Raw genomic sequence first — 15,775 nt, 5'->3', positions numbered from 1 at the left:
GGAGTTAAACCATGACTCTGCGAAAGATCGCAGGGCTAGGAGCCCTTTTGTCCCTTGTTTTGCCTAGCGTCGCTATGGCGGATGAGGTTGTACTGAACAGCGGCGATACCGCGTGGATGATTGTTGCCACCGCATTCGTGCTGTTTATGACCATTCCTGGCTTGGCACTGTTTTATGGCGGCATGGTGCGTTCCAAGAACGTGCTATCTGTGATGATGCAGTGCTTTGCTGTCACCTGTTTGGTCAGTCTGTTGTGGGTTATTTATGGCTACAGCATGGCGTTTGACACCACAGGCATGGAAGAAGGAGTGGTTAACTTCAATTCCTTTGTGGGCGGCTTGTCGAGAGCATTCCTCAGCGGCTTGGGGACTGACAGCCTGGTAGCCGCGGTTCCTGAAAGCGTGTTTGTCACCTTTCAAATGACCTTTGCCATCATCACTCCTGCACTCATCGTCGGCGCTTTCGCCGAACGTATGAAGTTCTCCTCAATGCTGGTCTTCATCACTGCCTGGTTCACCTTGGTCTATGCACCTATGGCGCACATGGTCTGGGGCGGTGTGGGCGGCTTGCTGTGGGATTGGGGTGTACTCGACTTCGCTGGCGGTACTGTCGTTCACATCAACGCGGGTGTGGCGGGTTTGGTGGCGTGTCTGGTACTGGGCAAGCGCAAGGGCTACCCAACCACGCCAATGGCACCGCACAACCTGGGTTACACCTTGATCGGTGCGGCAATGCTCTGGGTCGGCTGGTTTGGTTTTAACGCAGGCTCTGCCCTGGCGGCAAACGGTACTGCGGGTATGGCCATGCTGGTTACGCAAATTGCCACCGCCGCTGCTGCTCTGGGCTGGATGTTTGCCGAATGGATGACACACGGCAAGCCAAGCGCACTTGGGATTGCCTCTGGTGTGGTTGCCGGTTTGGTTGCGATTACCCCAGCAGCAGGCACCGCAGGACCAATGGGCGGGTTAATTATTGGCCTGGCTGCAGGTGTGATCTGTTTCTTCTGCGCCACTAGCTTGAAACGCAAACTCGGTTACGACGATTCACTGGACGCTTTTGGCGTGCACGGCATTGGCGGGATCGTCGGTGCATTGCTCACGGGCGTGTTCGCTGCTCCGGCACTGGGCGGCTTTGGTGAAGTGGAAAACATCGGCGCTCAACTCTGGATCCAGTTTGAAGGCGTGATCTTCACCGTGATCTACACCGCGGTTGTGACCTTTGTGATTCTCAAAGTGATCGAGCTGGTAATGGGCCTGCGGGTCAGCGAGGAAGAAGAGGCTGTGGGTCTCGATCTCGCTCTGCACAACGAGCGTGGCTACAACCTGTAAGCACACAGAGTGCGCCCGGAACCAACACCCGGGCGCCTTAACCGAATAGCGCTATTGATAAAGCGCACGGCACGAGGTGACATATGGACAACACAGCATTGACAGCATTGACCTACGGGTTTGATACCTTCTACTTCTTGATATGTGGCGCACTGGTAATGTGGATGGCAGCGGGTTTTGCCATGCTCGAATCCGGTCTGGTACGTGCGAAGAACACCACCGAAATTCTGACCAAGAATATCGCCTTGTACGCGGTTGCAAGCGTGATGTATCTGGTGATCGGTTACCACATCATGTATTCCAGCCCGGAAGGCGGCATCCTGCCAAGCTTTGGCTTCCTGATTGGTAGCGAGCACACCGCAGAAGCTGTTCTGGCCGGTGGTGATGACGCGCCTTACTATTCACTGCGTTCGGACTTCTTCTTCCAGGTTGTGTTCGCCGCAACCTGTATGTCGATTGTTTCCGGTGCCGTTGCTGAACGCATGAAGCTCTGGGCATTCCTGGCATTCGCCGTGGTGATGACCGGTTTCATCTACCCGGTACAAGGTTTCTGGAAGTGGGGCGCAGGCTTCCTGAACTCGGCCGGTTTCCTCGATTTCGCAGGTTCGGGTGTGGTTCACATGGCAGGCGCTGCTGCAGCTCTGGCCGGTGTTCTGCTGTTGGGTGCACGTAAAGGCAAGTATGGCGCTAACGGCCAGATCAACCCGATTCCTGGCGCTAACCTGCCAATGGCAACCCTGGGCACATTCATCCTGTGGATGGGCTGGTTTGGTTTCAACGGTGGCTCACAGTTGAAGATGAGCACCATTGAAGATGCCAACGCTGTAGCCCAGGTATTTGTGAACACCAACATGGCGGCTGCCGGTGGCTTGATTGCAGCCTTATTGGTTGCGCGCATCCTGTTCGGTAAGGCTGACCTGACCATGGCCCTTAACGGTGCCTTGGCGGGTCTGGTGGCTATCACCGCAGAGCCGCTGACCCCTGGTGCGATGCAAGCCACCATGATCGGTGCTGTTGGCGGCGTGCTGGTAGTGTTTGCCATCATCAGTCTCGACAAGCTCAAGCTTGATGATCCGGTGGGTGCCATCTCAGTACACGGTGTGTGTGGCATCTGGGGGTTGTTGGCGGTTTGCCTGACCAACCCTGATGCAACTCTGGGTGCTCAGCTGCTGGGTATCGCTTCGATCTTCGCTTGGGTCTTCATCGCCAGCCTGATCGTGTGGGCCATTATTAAAGCTGTGATGGGCCTGCGTGTTAGCGAAGAAGAAGAGTACGAGGGTGTGGATATTGCTGAATGCGGTATGGAAGCCTATCCGGAATTCACCAAGTCTTAATGCTCTGAAAATTTGAGCGCCATTGCCGATTAAACAATAACGGCGCTTGCTGCACCTCTAACAATCAAGCCCCGTCAGCGGATTTACCTTGAGTAAATAGCGCAGCGGGGCTTTTTTTTGTGGGCGCAATTGCAGTTGTTTATCTGCATTGTTAAATCAGCGATAACTGCTACTTTTACTTTGTTTTTTCTCAAGTCACGCTAGAATGCGCGCCGTTGGGCACAGTATTTTTTGCAGTGACTGTGCTCGGCCCGAGCGAGTGGGTAGGCAAGGGCATTTGAATTTTTGCTGGCGGTGTAGGAAATTTACGCAGCTAGGCTATAACTAATCTGCTTTCGCATTTCATGAGGCTGAACATGAGCGACGAAGATCTCGATCAAGAAGAGTTGGATGGCGCTGACGAGGACGATGGTGATGATATTGCTGCGTCTGACGATGGTGACCCAAGTGTTGATGACGACAGCGATGACGATATCTCCACGCCTTCCAGCAAGAGTAAAAGCAAAAAAGCCAAGGCGGCAGTAGACCCGGAAGAGTTGCCGAGCGTTGAAGCCAAGCAAAAGGACCGTGACTCGCTAGCCGAAGCTATGGAAGCCTTCTTGGCGCGTGGCGGTAAGGTGCAAGAAGTCGAGCCTAACGTGGTTTCTGATCCGCCGAAAAAACCGGACAGCAAATACGGCAGCCGCCCTATTTGACCGAGCGCTGACACAAAAAAACCTGCTTCAGTGCAGGTTTTTTTTGCATGGCTATCGGCCCGTCCTATTCAATCAGCTAACCAGCTCCTCAGCAGCGTGGGTAATTGCGCCAAGCTACTGACCTCGCCATCTGGCGGTGCTTGGTCTGGCCATGTCCGGTTCAGCGGATTAAACCAGATGGCGCGCATACCCGCGGCTTGAGCGCCGGCGATGTCGTCACTCGGGTGGTCGCCAATGTGCACTGCGCACTCGGCGCTGACATTCGCGTGCCTGAGTGCTTCCTGGAAGGGTTTGGGGTCGGGCTTGCCAATCCCCAGGTCTTCGGCGCACAGGGCGAACTGAAAATAATCAGCAAGGCCCAGGCGCCGTACATCAGCATTGCCGTTGGTAATCACACCGAGCTGGAACTGAGTGGCCAGCGCTTCAAGGGTCGGGTGAACCTCGGCAAATAATTCAACCTGATGGCGTGCGGCCAAAAATACCTGAAATCCTGCCTCAGCCAGCGCTGAAGCTTCTTTCTCGATATAGCCAGCACCTTGCAAGGCGTTTAGCAGAATGCGCCGCCGAAGCTCGCTCAGGCGATGTTTAAGCGCAGGCTCTTGTTGCAACAGCTGATTGCGGATTTCCCACAGGTGTTCAACGGGAACTGCGCCTAACTTTGGTGCATACATGGTCAGCCAATTGCGCAGGGCGGCTTCAGCGTCTTGCATCACCGGGGTGACATCCCAAAGGGTGTCATCGAGGTCAAACGTGATCAGCTTGATGGTCATTCACTGCCGCCTTTGCGTTTGGCCCGTGGATGGGCGTTGTCATACACCGTGGCCAAGTGTTGAAAGTCCAGGTGGGTATAGATTTGAGTGGTGGCGATATCGGCGTGGCCAAGCAGTTCTTGCACGGCACGCAGATCTTGCGATGACTCCAGCATATGGCTGGCAAACGAGTGCCTGAGCATGTGCGGGTGCAGGTTCTGGCCGAGCTCACGGACCCCCGCCTGACGCACGCGCAATTGCACGGCGCGGGCGCCGATGCGCTTGCCCTTCTGGCTGACAAACACCGCGCCATCGGCTGGCGCGCTTAAGGCGCGCATTGGCAGCCAGCTTTCCAGCGCCTGGCGGGCCATGCGTCCAACTGGCAATTCGCGGGTCTTGTTGCCTTTACCCCGCACCCGAACCAAACCTGCAGCCAGGTCGAGGCCGTCCATATCAAGGCTGACCAGCTCGGACAAGCGCAGGCCCGAAGAGTAGAAAAGCTCGAGCATGGCTTGGTCACGCAGGGCGATAAAGTCGTCTTCAACTGCGCCGTCGAGCAATTGTCCGGTGCGGTCGGCATCCAAGGTTTTCGGTAAGCGCCGCTCACCTTTGGGCGGCATCAGACCGCTGGCGGGATCATGCTGGCAATGGCCTTCGCGAATCAGGTAGCGATACAGACCGCGGGTTGCTGATAGCAGGCGGGCGAGGCTGCGACTTGACTGACCCTGCATATGCAAATGCGCCACCAGTCTGCGTAAGCGCGAGGTGTCGAGTTGGCCCCAGTCACTCAGTTGTTCGCGTTCACAAAATGTCAGCAGTTTGCGCAAATCGCGGCTATAGCCGTCCAGCGTATGCGCTGAAACCTGGCGCTCACTGCGAAGGTGTTCGAGGTAGGCGTCGATGCGCACTTGCATGGTGACTCCTGATGCGCCGCATGCCCTGAGGCAGCTGCTGGTGCAGCCGCCGAGTTTGCCTTAGCGAACCGAGCGTAGCGGGGTGGCAAAGCGTGGCAGCACGCGCGCCAGCACTTCGGCGATGTAGCCGAGGAACAAGGTGCCCAGTGAGCTTTTGTAATGCTGAGGATCGGCACTGCCAATAGCCAAAACGCCGTGGGTGCCTTGATGGGTGATTGAAACCACAGCGGCGGAGCCGACATTTCCGGCTTCGCTTTTACCAAACAAAAATGTCAGCTCATGCTCACGCAATACGCCACAAATGGTTTTGCCCCCCGCCAGCAGACCGCCGATGGCTTGATGGGCTTCACTGCTGCTCATCGAGCGGCCCACCGGCAGCGGGTTATCGCTGAACAGGATCAGACTGACAAAAGGCACCTGAAACTCACTGCGCAAGCTGTCTTCAACACAGCTGACAAGCTCCTCAAGGCTGGCCGCGTCGAGCATGTCGAGGACCAGGCGGCGGGTCTTTTCGAACAAGCGGTCGTTATCTCGCGCCACATCCATCAGCTGGGACAGGCGATGGCGCATGTCGATATTGCGCTCACGCAGCAGATTTACCTGACGCTCGACCAATGACACGGTGTCGCCACGTTGGTGCGGAATGCGCAGCTCGGGAATTAAGTCATCGTGGTCGATGAAGAACTCCGGGTGCAGGCGCAGATAAGCAGCCACGGTGGCTGAGTCGAGGGTTTTCGGTGAATCCTGCTGGTCACTCATAAGCGAACTTGTCCTTCGTATACACGTACAGCGGGCCCGGTCATCATAACGGGCTGGCCTGGGCCTGCCCATTCTATTAATAGCTTGCCGCCTAGAAGTTCCAGTTGCACCGGCGAATCCATCCAGCCCTGGCTGATAGCCGCTACCGCAGCTGCGCAAGCGCCTGTACCGCAAGCCTGGGTTTCGCCTGCGCCACGTTCCCACACGCGCAACTTACCGCGCTGGCGGTCAATGACCTGAAGGAATCCTACGTTCACCCGTTGTGGAAAGCGCGGGTGATGTTCAAGTTTAGGGCCTAAGCCATGAACAGGCGCGGTTTCGACGTCGTCCACGCGCAGCACTGCATGGGGGTTACCCATGGAGATGGCCGCGAGTTCGACTGTTTCGCCATCAACGTCGACGGGGTAGCTAAGTGCCTGCGCGTCGGCCTGAAACGGAATTTGCTCCGGGATTAAGCGCGGTGGGCCCATGTCGACAGTGATTTGGCCATCGTTGCGCACGTTAAGCTCAATGATGCCGCCTTTAGTCTCGACCCGAATCTGCTTTTTCGCAGTCAGGCGTTTATCCAGCACAAACCGCGCAAAGCAGCGTGCGCCATTGCCGCATTGTTCAACTTCGCTGCCGTCCGAGTTGAAGATGCGGTAGCGGAAATCAACATCAGGGTTGCTCGGCGGCTCAACCAATAGCAACTGGTCAAAACCGACGCCCGTGAAGCGGTCGCCCCACTGCTTGGCGTTTTTAGGCTGAATGTGCGCGTGCTGGCTGACCAGGTCGAGGACCATGAAGTCATTGCCGAGGCCGTGCATTTTGGTAAAGCGCAATAACATGGGGTTACTCCGGCAGACGGCTTTCGCCCGCATAGAGTTCGCTGTACGTTTCCCGGGCACGGACTTCAACGGCACGCTGATGATCCACCATCACCTCGGCGGCGCGGCCGCGGGTGTTGTAGTTGGAACTCATCACGAAGCCATAGGCGCCAGCAGAGCAAACGGCGAGCAAATCACCCTCAGCCAGGTCCAGTTGGCGATCCTTGGCGAGAAAGTCACCGGTCTCGCAGATTGGCCCGACGATGTCGTAGTTGCGGCCTTGACCTTCACGGGGTTTAACCGCGACAACATCCATCCAGGCTTGGTAAAGCGCCGGGCGGATCAGGTCATTCATTGCCGCATCGACGATGGCGAAATCTTTGTGCTCAGTATGCTTGAGGTATTCAACCTGGGTCAGCAATACGCCTGCGTTGGCAACAATCGAGCGGCCCGGTTCAAACACCAGCGCCAGGTCACGGCCGGCAATGCGCTCACGCACAGCTTTGATGTAATCGCCCGCCAGTGGCGGTTGTTCGTCACGGTATTGCACGCCGAGGCCGCCACCGAGATCCAGGTGCTGAAGGCTGATGCCGCGCTCAGCCAGGCGATCAACCAGTACCAGCAGGCGATCCAGCGCGTCGAGGAACGGCGGAAGGCTGGTCAGCTGTGAGCCGATGTGGCAGTCGACACCGATAATCTGCAGGTTTGGCAGCTCGGCTGCGCGGGCGTAAACGGCCTCGGCGTCAGCGATGGCGATACCAAACTTGTTTTCCTTGAGGCCGGTAGAGATGTACGGGTGGGTGCCCGCATCAACGTCTGGATTGACGCGCAAGGACACCGGAGCGCTTACATTCATTTGCGCAGCGACTTCTTGCAGGCGCTCTAATTCGTCGGTGGACTCAACGTTGAAGCAATGCACGCCAACGCTTAAGGCGCGGTGCATGTCGTCACGGGTCTTGCCAACGCCGGAGAAAACGATTTTGTCGGGGCTGCCGCCCGCTGCGAGAACACGCTCCAGTTCACCACGTGAAACAATATCGAAGCCGGAGCCAAGGCGTGCCAATACATTCAGCACCGCTAAGTTGGAGTTGGCTTTGACTGCGAAGCAGACCAGATGCGCCATGCCTTGCAGGGCATCGGCGTAGGCCTTGTACTGGGCTTCGATGTGCGCACGTGAGTAAACGTAGGTCGGCGTGCCGAACCGTTCGGCAATGGCGGACAGCGCCACGCCTTCCGCAAACAGCTCGCCGTCGCGGTAGTTGAAGACGTTCATAGAGCGTCCTTATTCAGTTTGCGCTGAAGGTGCTTCGGTGTCGTCCGGCAGGTAAAGAGGGCCTTTTTGGCCGCACCCCGAGAGCACAGAACTGACAGCGACGATCGCGATAAGGGCAGTAAGCAGCCGCTTCATGTGGAAATCCTTGTAAAAAAACACTAATGCACAGGAGTATACCGACCCCCCGGCGGCTTGCCTATGCGCTAAAAATGCCATCAGAACAGGGTGCCAACTGTGGATGCTGAGCCTTGTCGGCGTCCGCTAAGCCCTGGCAATTGGGCCTAGACTGTCAATCGTTCAGCCACAGGAGTCGTAATGGATACCCTTGCCGCGCTTACCAGCTCTGTCTCAGTCGCCTACTTGCAAGGGCTGCTCGACTACCTTGAGCGCCAAGGTCAGCCTGTGGATAAGTTGATCGAGCAGATGGGCCTGAGCGCGCAGATACTGGCTCAACGCGACCAGCGGATCGATGCGCAGCTGTACCTCCAGCTACTTGAGTTCGGGGTCAAAGCTACCGGCGATACCTGCCTTGGCTTGCACCTCGGTGAGTCGGTGCGGCCCGGTTACTACGGGGTCCTGGGCTATTTGATCATGAGCTGCGCGACCTTGGCTGATGCGCTGCACCGGCAAGCCCGTTATGCCACGCTGGTGGGTAACCTGGGCCAGGTTGATCTCGCCGATGAACCGCCGCGTGCCGGGATTGAGGCGCAAGTTGCTCATAGCTGGCAGCCCTTGCTGGCGCAGCAGTCGCGCCAGTTGAGTGAGGAAACCCTGGCGGGATGGATGACCTTTGGCCACTGGATAAGCGGGTTGCAGATTCCGCCGACCGAGGTGCGGTTTCAGCACCGTGCGCCAGCTGATACCCGGGAGCATCAGCGAATTTTCCGATGCCCGGTCTTGTTTGATCAGGCGGATAACGCGCTGGTATTTCCCAAACGCTTACTCAGCTCGCCATTGAGCCAGGCTGATGTTCAGGTACGCAGCATGTTTGATGCCTACGCGGATCGCTTGCTGACAGAAATCAAACAGGGCAATAGCGTGCTGGATCAAACACGCCTGCAATTGGTCAAGCAGTTGTCCCAGGGCACGCCCGAGTTGGCGCAGATTGCCGATCAGTTGGCCATGAGCCCGCGCACCTTGCAGCGTCGGCTGAGTGATGCAGGGCTCTCGTTCAATCAATTACTGGAACAGACCCGCAAGCATATGGTGCTGCAGTATCTGGCCGACCCTGCGTTGGAGTTGAGCGAAATAGCCTATCTGGTCGGTTTTAGTGAAGCGGGTTCGCTGGCCCGGGCCTTTCGTCGCTGGACCGGGCAGAGTCCCCATGAGTACCGGGCGTCTCTCGGTTAAACGACCCGGATTAGCAACAGGCGTACAAAACTGCATCAACACACCGTACACTTGGATGTCTTAATTGATTGCAGCGCCAGACTCAGCGAAGCCGGTTCGACATGCAGGACGCATGTTTTAACGTCGAATTCACCACCGTAGTCTTCCTCATCCGTTCTGCACGCTCCGAATTTTCTGAGGTAATTTGCAATGAGTTTGACCGAAGCCCGCTTTCACGACTTGGTGGACGCTACGCAGCAAGCGGTGGAAGATATTTTTGACGACAGCGATCTGGATATTGATCTGGAAAACTCAGCCGGCGTGCTGACCGTGCGCTTTGAGAATGGTAGTCAGCTGATTCTTAGTCGTCAGGAGCCTATCCGTCAGTTGTGGGTCGCGGCTAAATCGGGGGGATTCCACTTCGATTACGACCAGCCAAGCGAGCGTTGGATTTGCGACACCAGTGATGAGCTGCTCGGCGAGATGCTCGTACGCATTACCCAAGAGCAATCGGGCGCTGATCTCGAGTTCGATGAACTCTGAGACGCCAGTCGTCCCAACACAGGTGCGCGTTGAATCGCCCTGTCAGCGTCGCTGCTGTCTGGACACTGCCGATGTCTGCGTAGGCTGTGGCCGTACGCTTGATGAGATTCTTGCCTGGAATGAGGCGGATTCGTCGCAGCGTTTGCTAATTTGTCAGGGTGCCAGTCAACGCATGCTGCAAAGAAATAGCTGAACTCGGGCTGTCGTCTGTTGCTGGTCTTGTTTATTTAAATGGCTGTGTTACGTTCAGCTTCAGCTCTTGTTAAAAACCCCGTCTTTCTGGCGGGGTTTTTGCTTTTTTAGGCTTGGTCTCAAACGATTAATCATTATCCGTATTTCAAGGAGAACTGCGTTCACCATGAGCAGCGCACCGACAATCACCATTACCCGCCTCGACATGCAGCGTCTTGAACGTTTGCTCGACGACCTCGACGACTTTGGCCCAGGTGCTGTTGCGTTGCAGGCTGAACTTGACCGTGCAGATGTTATCGGTCACGACGAAGTGCCTGCCGGCTTGGTTACCATGAATTCACGTGTGCATTGCCGTGAAGAAAGCAGTGGCAAGGACTACCACCTGACCTTGGTGTACCCGCAAGATGCAGGCGGCGAAGGCAAGGTATCGATTCTTGCACCTGTTGGCAGTGCCTTGCTGGGGCTGAGCGTTGGCCAGCACATTGACTGGACCAGTCCGAACGGCAAAGTGCTTAAGCTGACGCTGTTGGCTGTTGAATATCAACCAGAAGCCGCTGGCGAATACACTCGCCAGGCTTGACCTTGAGGCGTCAGACAAGCGCCGAGGCTGATGTCTAGGGTCTCGGCGAGCATTGCGCTTCAGGCGTTTTGCAGGGCCATGTTCAATGCCGCTTCCAAGGTGGTCTTGTAGCGCAGATAGTGCAGCGTCTGCACCTTATCTTCGGCGACAATCGCCGACAAATCGACATCCGTGATGTAGCAAGGGTAGCGCTCGCCGTCGCGGCGATGAGCGAGGATGTGCTGCGCCACGGCTGCGTATAAATCGCCAGCATATTGAAGCTGCGAAAACTCCTGATGATTGCAGTAAAGCGTGACATGCACGCGCTTACCCCCGGCCGGGGTGATAATCGCTTGGACGTCATAAAACGGATGGTTGATCGGCGACTGCGGCGCCTCGCAGGCGATCAGGGATTTAGCACTGCCCGGCGCGTCTGGAAGCAATTGGTAATAACGCAAGGTGTGCAGTTGCGTAGCCATGGCCAATTGCGCATTACGCCGATACAGCAACGACTGCATAAAGCGTTGCATGGGATTCAGCAGGCAGTGCTCGTCGGTAAATGGCGTGCGCTGACGCCATAGGGCATTGCGCTCGTCCAGTACGCTGAGTTCGGCCTCGGTGCCATTGCCAACAATGCGGTAAAACACCTGAATGCAGTCGGCCACTGCCGCAGGCAGAATCAGGCTGAGGTCATCATGCTCCAAGGCGCTGCGGTCAACCTGCAGTGCCCCGGCCTGGCCCTGCGCGGTACCCAGATGCTCAATGAGTTGGCTAATGCCATCCAGCGTGCTGTAGCTAACCGGGGTCTGACCCAGCTCAAGCACGTGGTAGAGCTGCTTGGTCTGCAGGATGTAACGCTGTTGCAGCGGCGCGGCGTGGCTACGTTGCACCTGATTGAACAACTCCTCTACGCGCTCGGCAATGGTCATCGCCCGGTTGCGGCAATAGCAACGTATTTGCAGCTCTGGTGCGGGTGTATCCTTGGTTAAACAATTGAGATAGTCGCGTAGGCAATCGATCAAGGCGCTTGACCCGCTGTAGCGCTGCACGCTCAGCTCGTTCCAGCTATTGAGGCTGACTTGATCGATGCTCTGTACCAAGTTTTCCCGCACGCCTGAGTAACCCAGTGCATCAACGCGCTCTGTGGTCATATGCACGTTCATTTGGCTGTGGTGTTTGAGCGGATCGAGGCCAACATTAATCAGCAGCAAAACACTGCTTGGATGCATGTTTTTACGCAGTGCGGCTTCACCCACTGGCGCCAGTGGCAGGACCACAGACTGGCGCAAGCAGAGCAGCAAGTTAGACAGTTCGAACTCAGTGAGGTCACTGCTGCCGGGGTGCAGGGAGATCCGTGTGCCGCTGTCGATTATTCCGTTGAAATGACTCCACGCCAGCAGCTCGATTAATTCGCGAGTGCGTTTAAGCGGGGCAAAGTTGGACCAATGTTGCGCATTCAGGCTGCCGCTGAACAGCGCCCATTGTTGTTCCTCGGGCGCTTCAGGGCTTGGCGAATGAACCAGGGTGATGGTGTCTTCCCCGAGGTCGGGAGCGATGCCAGGATTGATAAATTCAACCTTGCCTGCCTTGCGCTCAAATGCGGCATACAAACGGCGACCAAGAATGGCCAGGTCCTGCTGGCTCACCGTGCTTGCGCCCTGCAGGTTGCGGCTGAACTGTCCAAGGAAGCGGTAACTGTAAGTCAGTTCGTTGACCAGCATGTGCCGCTCGCTTTTAACCTGACGCACCTTCCATTGGCTGCGACTGTCGAGTAGCGCTAGTTTGCGTCGGTCCCACTGCCACTCACCCGTCAAGCGCTCGAGCAGCACCCGTTGCCAGCTTTTAACGCCGTTGCGCGGTGGCCGACTGAGCTTCTTGTTGGCTTTGAGATACACGCAACGACGGATCAGCTCAAGGCGTTGATGCTCGCCACGCTCCAGCAGGTACTCCTCAATTCGCCGGTAGACCACGATGTAGGGGTCGAGGTCATCAAGTTCCAGTTTGTTGGTGAACACCGACTGCTTGAAACGTAGCGACAAGCATTCAACTTTGGGGTGTTCGCTGGCGTAGATTTCAGTGAGCAGCAGTTTAAGAACCGATTTGTACGGTGACTTGATGCCCTTGAATAACTGCCACATGCCGGCGCCAATGAATTCCCCAGGCGGAATATGGGCAAGGCTGCCAAGGTCCAGCACGTCTTCGCTGCGCACAAATCGCTTGTCGAGCATGGTCTGAGCGTAGCTCTGGTACCGTGACTCTTCGAACGCCGGCACCAACCACCACATGGGCGTACGCCCGCCGAGCCAGATGGCAGTGCGATAAAATTCATCGAGTAACAAGAAATGCTGAGTGGTGCCGCAGTCATCGGAGGTTAGTTGCGAGTCGCGCTCACCCAAGCGAAAGCGCGCGGGGTTGATCACAAAAAAATGCACTTCGCTGCCTTGGGTAGCTGCCCAGCTTTCTAATAGCGTGCATTTCTTGCGCAATTCGCCCAGCGCCTGCTCGCTGAGATCAGGGGCGTGGCACAGCCACAAATCCATGTCGCTTTGATCGGCTTGAGCCAGAGTGCCAAGGCTGCCCATCAAGAACAGGCCGTGAAGCGGTAATTGTTGTTTACCGCGCAATGCTTTGTAGGTGAAGGATCGAGTCAGGCGCTGCGCCTCAGCCAGCACATCATCTGCGGGTTCGAAGCCGCAAAGACCGGCCGGAGTCATGCTCGAAACAAAACCGGGAAGCAACGGGTGATTGACATGGAGCAGCAGTGGCAGCAGCTTCAGGACGAACTGTTGCCGGCTTGAAAGCGCTTGATTGGCGCGCAGCAAGCGGCCCTGGTTGACCCGAATAAAGCGTTTGCGCAACTGCGTGAGCGCCTTGCGATCAATGCCGTCGTCAAGGTCGGGGCGGATTTCTTGGTTTGCGGGCATGTTGTCAATCTGCGCTTAGGGTTGCGATCACAGGCAAAAGCTCGCAAGCAGTATGTTGAACGGTATCGGCTGCGCTGAACCTTTCTGAAGGGGCTGGAACCTTGATTGTTCTAAATTACGGATATTCTGCGCGGCTTAGTGCAAATGCCTTTGCTTCTGGGCCGGGTAATGCCTTGGCGTACAGCCAGCCTTGGACATATTGCACCCCTGCCGCTTTGACAAACTCGGCCTGCTCCGGCGTTTCTACACCTTCGGCAATCAGGCTAAAGCCCAGGCTGCGACAGAGATAGCAGGTCTGTCGGTAGAGGATACGGCCTTTATGCTCGTTGGCGTTCTCCAGAATGCTGCGGTCGAGTTTAATGCCGTCAACACTAACGCGACTTAATAAGCTCAGGCTGGAAAATCCGGTGCCGAAATCGTCCAGCAAAAAACTAAAGCCAAGGGTTTTCAATTTACTCATACAACCTTCAATTCGGCTTAGCTCGAGCATAAACGCAGATTCGAGCAGTTCAATCTCAATACGTGGACCATAACTGCCGAGGCGATCAATCAGTGTGCTTAGCAATTGCGGGTCGGTCATGTTGTTGGGATCAAGATTGATGCTGACTTTTGGGGTAAACCCTTCCAGCTCCCAGTTGGCGATATCTTCAGCCACAGTGTCGATGACGAATCGGTCGATGATGTGCGAATAGCCTGCACGTTGGAAGGCATCGACGAAGTAGGGTCCCTTGAGCGTGCCATTTTCATCAATGATGCGCAGCAGAGCTTCGAAGCCGACGACTTGATCAGTATCGAGCGATAGCTTGGGCTGATAGTGCAGTTGCAGATCACCCGCGAGCACATCTTTGATGGTCTTTTCTAAATCTATTTCAGCGCGCAAGGACTCAGACTGTTTTTGCGTATAGCTTTGTTCAATGCTACGGCCAATGTCGTCATTAAGCTGCACGCGCTTGACCAGCCCTTTGTCGACGTCGTGACGCTCGGAACTAAGAGAAATACGCTTGACGAAGGGTAAATAGATACAGGTGCCAAGCGCAATCAGGACAAACTGAAGCAATGCACTGGCGATGTTGCCGCTGGCCAGATAGGCATTGAGCAGAGGGGGTGTAATCCACGGAAATGAGTGGCCGTTGAAGCTAAAGTAACCCGTTGAAAGCGCCGCGTAAGCAATGAATGCGTTGATCAGCGGTACGGCAACAAATGGCAGCAACAGGCGCGGATTAAAAACGATGGGCAAGCCATAAATCAGCATTTCATTAATATTGAAGACGGCAAAGGGCGTGGCAATTTTTGCAAGTCGGCGTGACGTAGGGTCTTGCGTACCCATAAAAATTGCGATGATCAGCGACAGCGTGGCGCCACTGCCGCCGAAGATCACAAACAAGTTGACGAACTGGCCCGTGGTGAGGGCGGGTGCGATAAGGCGGGTGTCGCTATTGGCGCCGGTCAACAATAAGTAAGTATTGTCACCATGCACACCGATGGCCCAGAGCAGATGCGTTAAGAGGGTGCGCATAAACAATTGCAGACCCGCACCAGCCCCGTCGAAGATCTCGAGCAGTGGGCCTATCAGCGAGTGCGCAGCCAGTGTCATCAAGGTGCCCGCTGCAAACAGCAAAACAAAGCAAACGAGTGTGGGTATAAAACTGTTGAGGTGCTCTTTCAGGTAACTGCTTAAGAGTTTGCCCCTTACCAGTTGCCAGGCTCTTATCGCACTTAATGAGCGCAGTAAGTAGGCCGTCAAAATGGGCAGGATCACGGCGCGGGGATCACCCAGAACGGTCGCCACATAGTTTGCATCCGGCCCCGCGGTTAGGCTCGGTATGTGCAGAGCCAGTAAACAGCTGAAGGCCAATGCACAGACCACCATCGCGGAGAGGTGCAGGTGTTTGGCAAAGTGGAAAGACAGTGAAATCAGTGCGAGGAGGGGAAAGAGTTGCGCAAGTTGATAGCTGAATACCGACAGCCATTGAGTGGCGTGGTTTATCAGCGGGTATGTAACGTCAAGGGTGTCAGTTAACGCAAGCATCAATGAGATGAGCGACTTTGCCAGAATGAATGGCAAGAGTGCGATAAACGATTCTCTAATTGAGACCAGAAAGCTGCTACCTAGCGGCTTGCGTAAGTATGACATTGTTATTATTTAGCCATGTCTCGGAGCAGGTTTGCAGTCTAACCCATACTTCCGATAGCTCATAATGTGGCCACAGAGCCGTTCGGCCAAGCACTGAAAAACCTCCCGGCCTAGCGCACGCATGGCAAAACACGCACCGGCAATACAAGCATCTCAGGTCCAATGCTGGATGTTTTGAGGCTGCTGGCGCACTAAATTGGCGGCTTTAAATCCCGGCGCGGGTAGGGGATGACGTT

General features: G+C 55.9%; 15 protein-coding genes. 7 read left to right on the top strand and 8 right to left on the bottom strand.

Annotated elements, in window-relative coordinates; all coding sequences use genetic code 11:
• Positions 1-11: 11 nt before the first annotated feature.
• The 3 genes from AACY09_RS14195 to sutA all read left to right on the top strand — a co-directional run bounded on the left by AACY09_RS14195 (position 12) and on the right by sutA (position 3,357).
• On the top strand, positions 12-1,328 hold the full coding sequence (locus tag AACY09_RS14195; protein WP_339488935.1) for an ammonium transporter: 1,317 nt from the start codon (positions 12-14) through the stop codon (positions 1,326-1,328).
• A gap of 83 nt (positions 1,329-1,411) precedes the next feature.
• Positions 1,412-2,662, top strand: coding sequence for an ammonium transporter (locus tag AACY09_RS14190; RefSeq protein WP_339488933.1), 1,251 nt, complete (start codon positions 1,412-1,414; stop codon positions 2,660-2,662).
• 356 nt (positions 2,663-3,018) lie between these two features.
• Positions 3,019-3,357, top strand: a complete 339-nt coding sequence (gene sutA / locus AACY09_RS14185; protein WP_339488930.1) for a transcriptional regulator SutA — start codon at positions 3,019-3,021, stop codon at positions 3,355-3,357.
• A 68-nt stretch (positions 3,358-3,425) separates the two neighbouring features.
• On the opposite strand, the gene AACY09_RS14180 is transcribed toward sutA, so the two are convergent.
• From AACY09_RS14180 to lptM, 6 genes are read right to left on the bottom strand one after another with little or no spacing between them, the layout of a single operon-like run.
• Positions 3,426-4,127, bottom strand: a complete 702-nt coding sequence (locus tag AACY09_RS14180) for an HAD family hydrolase (RefSeq protein ID WP_339488928.1) — start codon at positions 4,125-4,127, stop codon at positions 3,426-3,428.
• Positions 4,124-5,020 carry a tyrosine recombinase XerC gene (gene xerC, locus AACY09_RS14175; protein ID WP_339488926.1) on the bottom strand — a complete coding sequence of 299 codons (897 nt, stop codon included), beginning with the start codon at positions 5,018-5,020 and terminating at the stop codon, positions 4,124-4,126. The genes AACY09_RS14180 and xerC overlap by 4 nt, the downstream gene beginning before the upstream one ends.
• Before the next feature lie 60 nt (positions 5,021-5,080).
• A complete protein-coding gene (locus tag AACY09_RS14170; RefSeq protein ID WP_339488925.1) occupies positions 5,081-5,779 on the bottom strand; it encodes a DUF484 family protein in 699 nt (232 codons plus the stop codon).
• Positions 5,776-6,606, bottom strand: a complete 831-nt coding sequence (dapF, locus tag AACY09_RS14165) for a diaminopimelate epimerase (protein WP_339488923.1) — start codon at positions 6,604-6,606, stop codon at positions 5,776-5,778. The genes AACY09_RS14170 and dapF overlap by 4 nt, the downstream gene beginning before the upstream one ends.
• Positions 6,607-6,610: 4 nt before the next feature.
• The gene (gene lysA / locus AACY09_RS14160; RefSeq protein WP_339488922.1) at positions 6,611-7,858 is read right to left on the bottom strand and encodes a diaminopimelate decarboxylase; all 1,248 of its coding nucleotides are present in this window, start codon (positions 7,856-7,858) and stop codon (positions 6,611-6,613) included.
• Positions 7,859-7,867: 9 nt separating this feature from the next.
• A complete protein-coding gene (gene lptM / locus AACY09_RS14155) occupies positions 7,868-7,993 on the bottom strand; it encodes an LPS translocon maturation chaperone LptM (RefSeq protein WP_339488920.1) in 126 nt (41 codons plus the stop codon).
• A gap of 180 nt (positions 7,994-8,173) precedes the next feature.
• Between lptM and AACY09_RS14150 the strand changes: the two genes are divergently transcribed.
• The 4 genes from AACY09_RS14150 (at position 8,174) to rnk (ending at position 10,502) form a co-directional block, all read left to right on the top strand.
• Positions 8,174-9,208: an AraC family transcriptional regulator gene (locus AACY09_RS14150; protein WP_339488919.1), complete on the top strand. Its 1,035-nt coding sequence runs from the start codon at positions 8,174-8,176 to the stop codon at positions 9,206-9,208.
• Between the two features lie 189 nt (positions 9,209-9,397).
• Positions 9,398-9,730 (top strand): iron donor protein CyaY, encoded by a 333-nt coding sequence (gene cyaY, locus AACY09_RS14145; protein WP_339488917.1) that lies wholly within the window; start codon positions 9,398-9,400, stop codon positions 9,728-9,730.
• On the top strand, positions 9,654-9,923 hold the full coding sequence (locus AACY09_RS14140) for a DUF1289 domain-containing protein (RefSeq protein ID WP_445323850.1): 270 nt from the start codon (positions 9,654-9,656) through the stop codon (positions 9,921-9,923). Before cyaY ends, AACY09_RS14140 begins: the two co-directional genes overlap by 77 nt.
• Before the next feature lie 165 nt (positions 9,924-10,088).
• Complete coding sequence (gene rnk / locus AACY09_RS14135) at positions 10,089-10,502, top strand: nucleoside diphosphate kinase regulator (protein ID WP_339488913.1); 414 nt, start codon at positions 10,089-10,091, stop codon at positions 10,500-10,502.
• Between the two features lie 59 nt (positions 10,503-10,561).
• Here rnk and AACY09_RS14130 read toward each other — a convergent pair whose 3' ends face one another.
• Positions 10,562-13,405, bottom strand: a complete 2,844-nt coding sequence (locus AACY09_RS14130) for a class I adenylate cyclase (RefSeq protein ID WP_339488912.1) — start codon at positions 13,403-13,405, stop codon at positions 10,562-10,564.
• Between the two features lie 115 nt (positions 13,406-13,520).
• Positions 13,521-15,539: an EAL domain-containing protein gene (locus AACY09_RS14125; RefSeq protein WP_339488911.1), complete on the bottom strand. Its 2,019-nt coding sequence runs from the start codon at positions 15,537-15,539 to the stop codon at positions 13,521-13,523.
• Positions 15,540-15,775: the final 236 nt, after the last annotated feature.

Source organism: Pseudomonas sp. EL_65y_Pfl2_R95, assembly GCF_963971045.1.
Taxonomy (GTDB): Bacteria; Pseudomonadota; Gammaproteobacteria; order Pseudomonadales; family Pseudomonadaceae; genus Aquipseudomonas.
The sequence above is the reverse complement of the archived record's forward strand: the minus strand, read 5'-3'. Positions and strand labels throughout refer to the sequence as shown.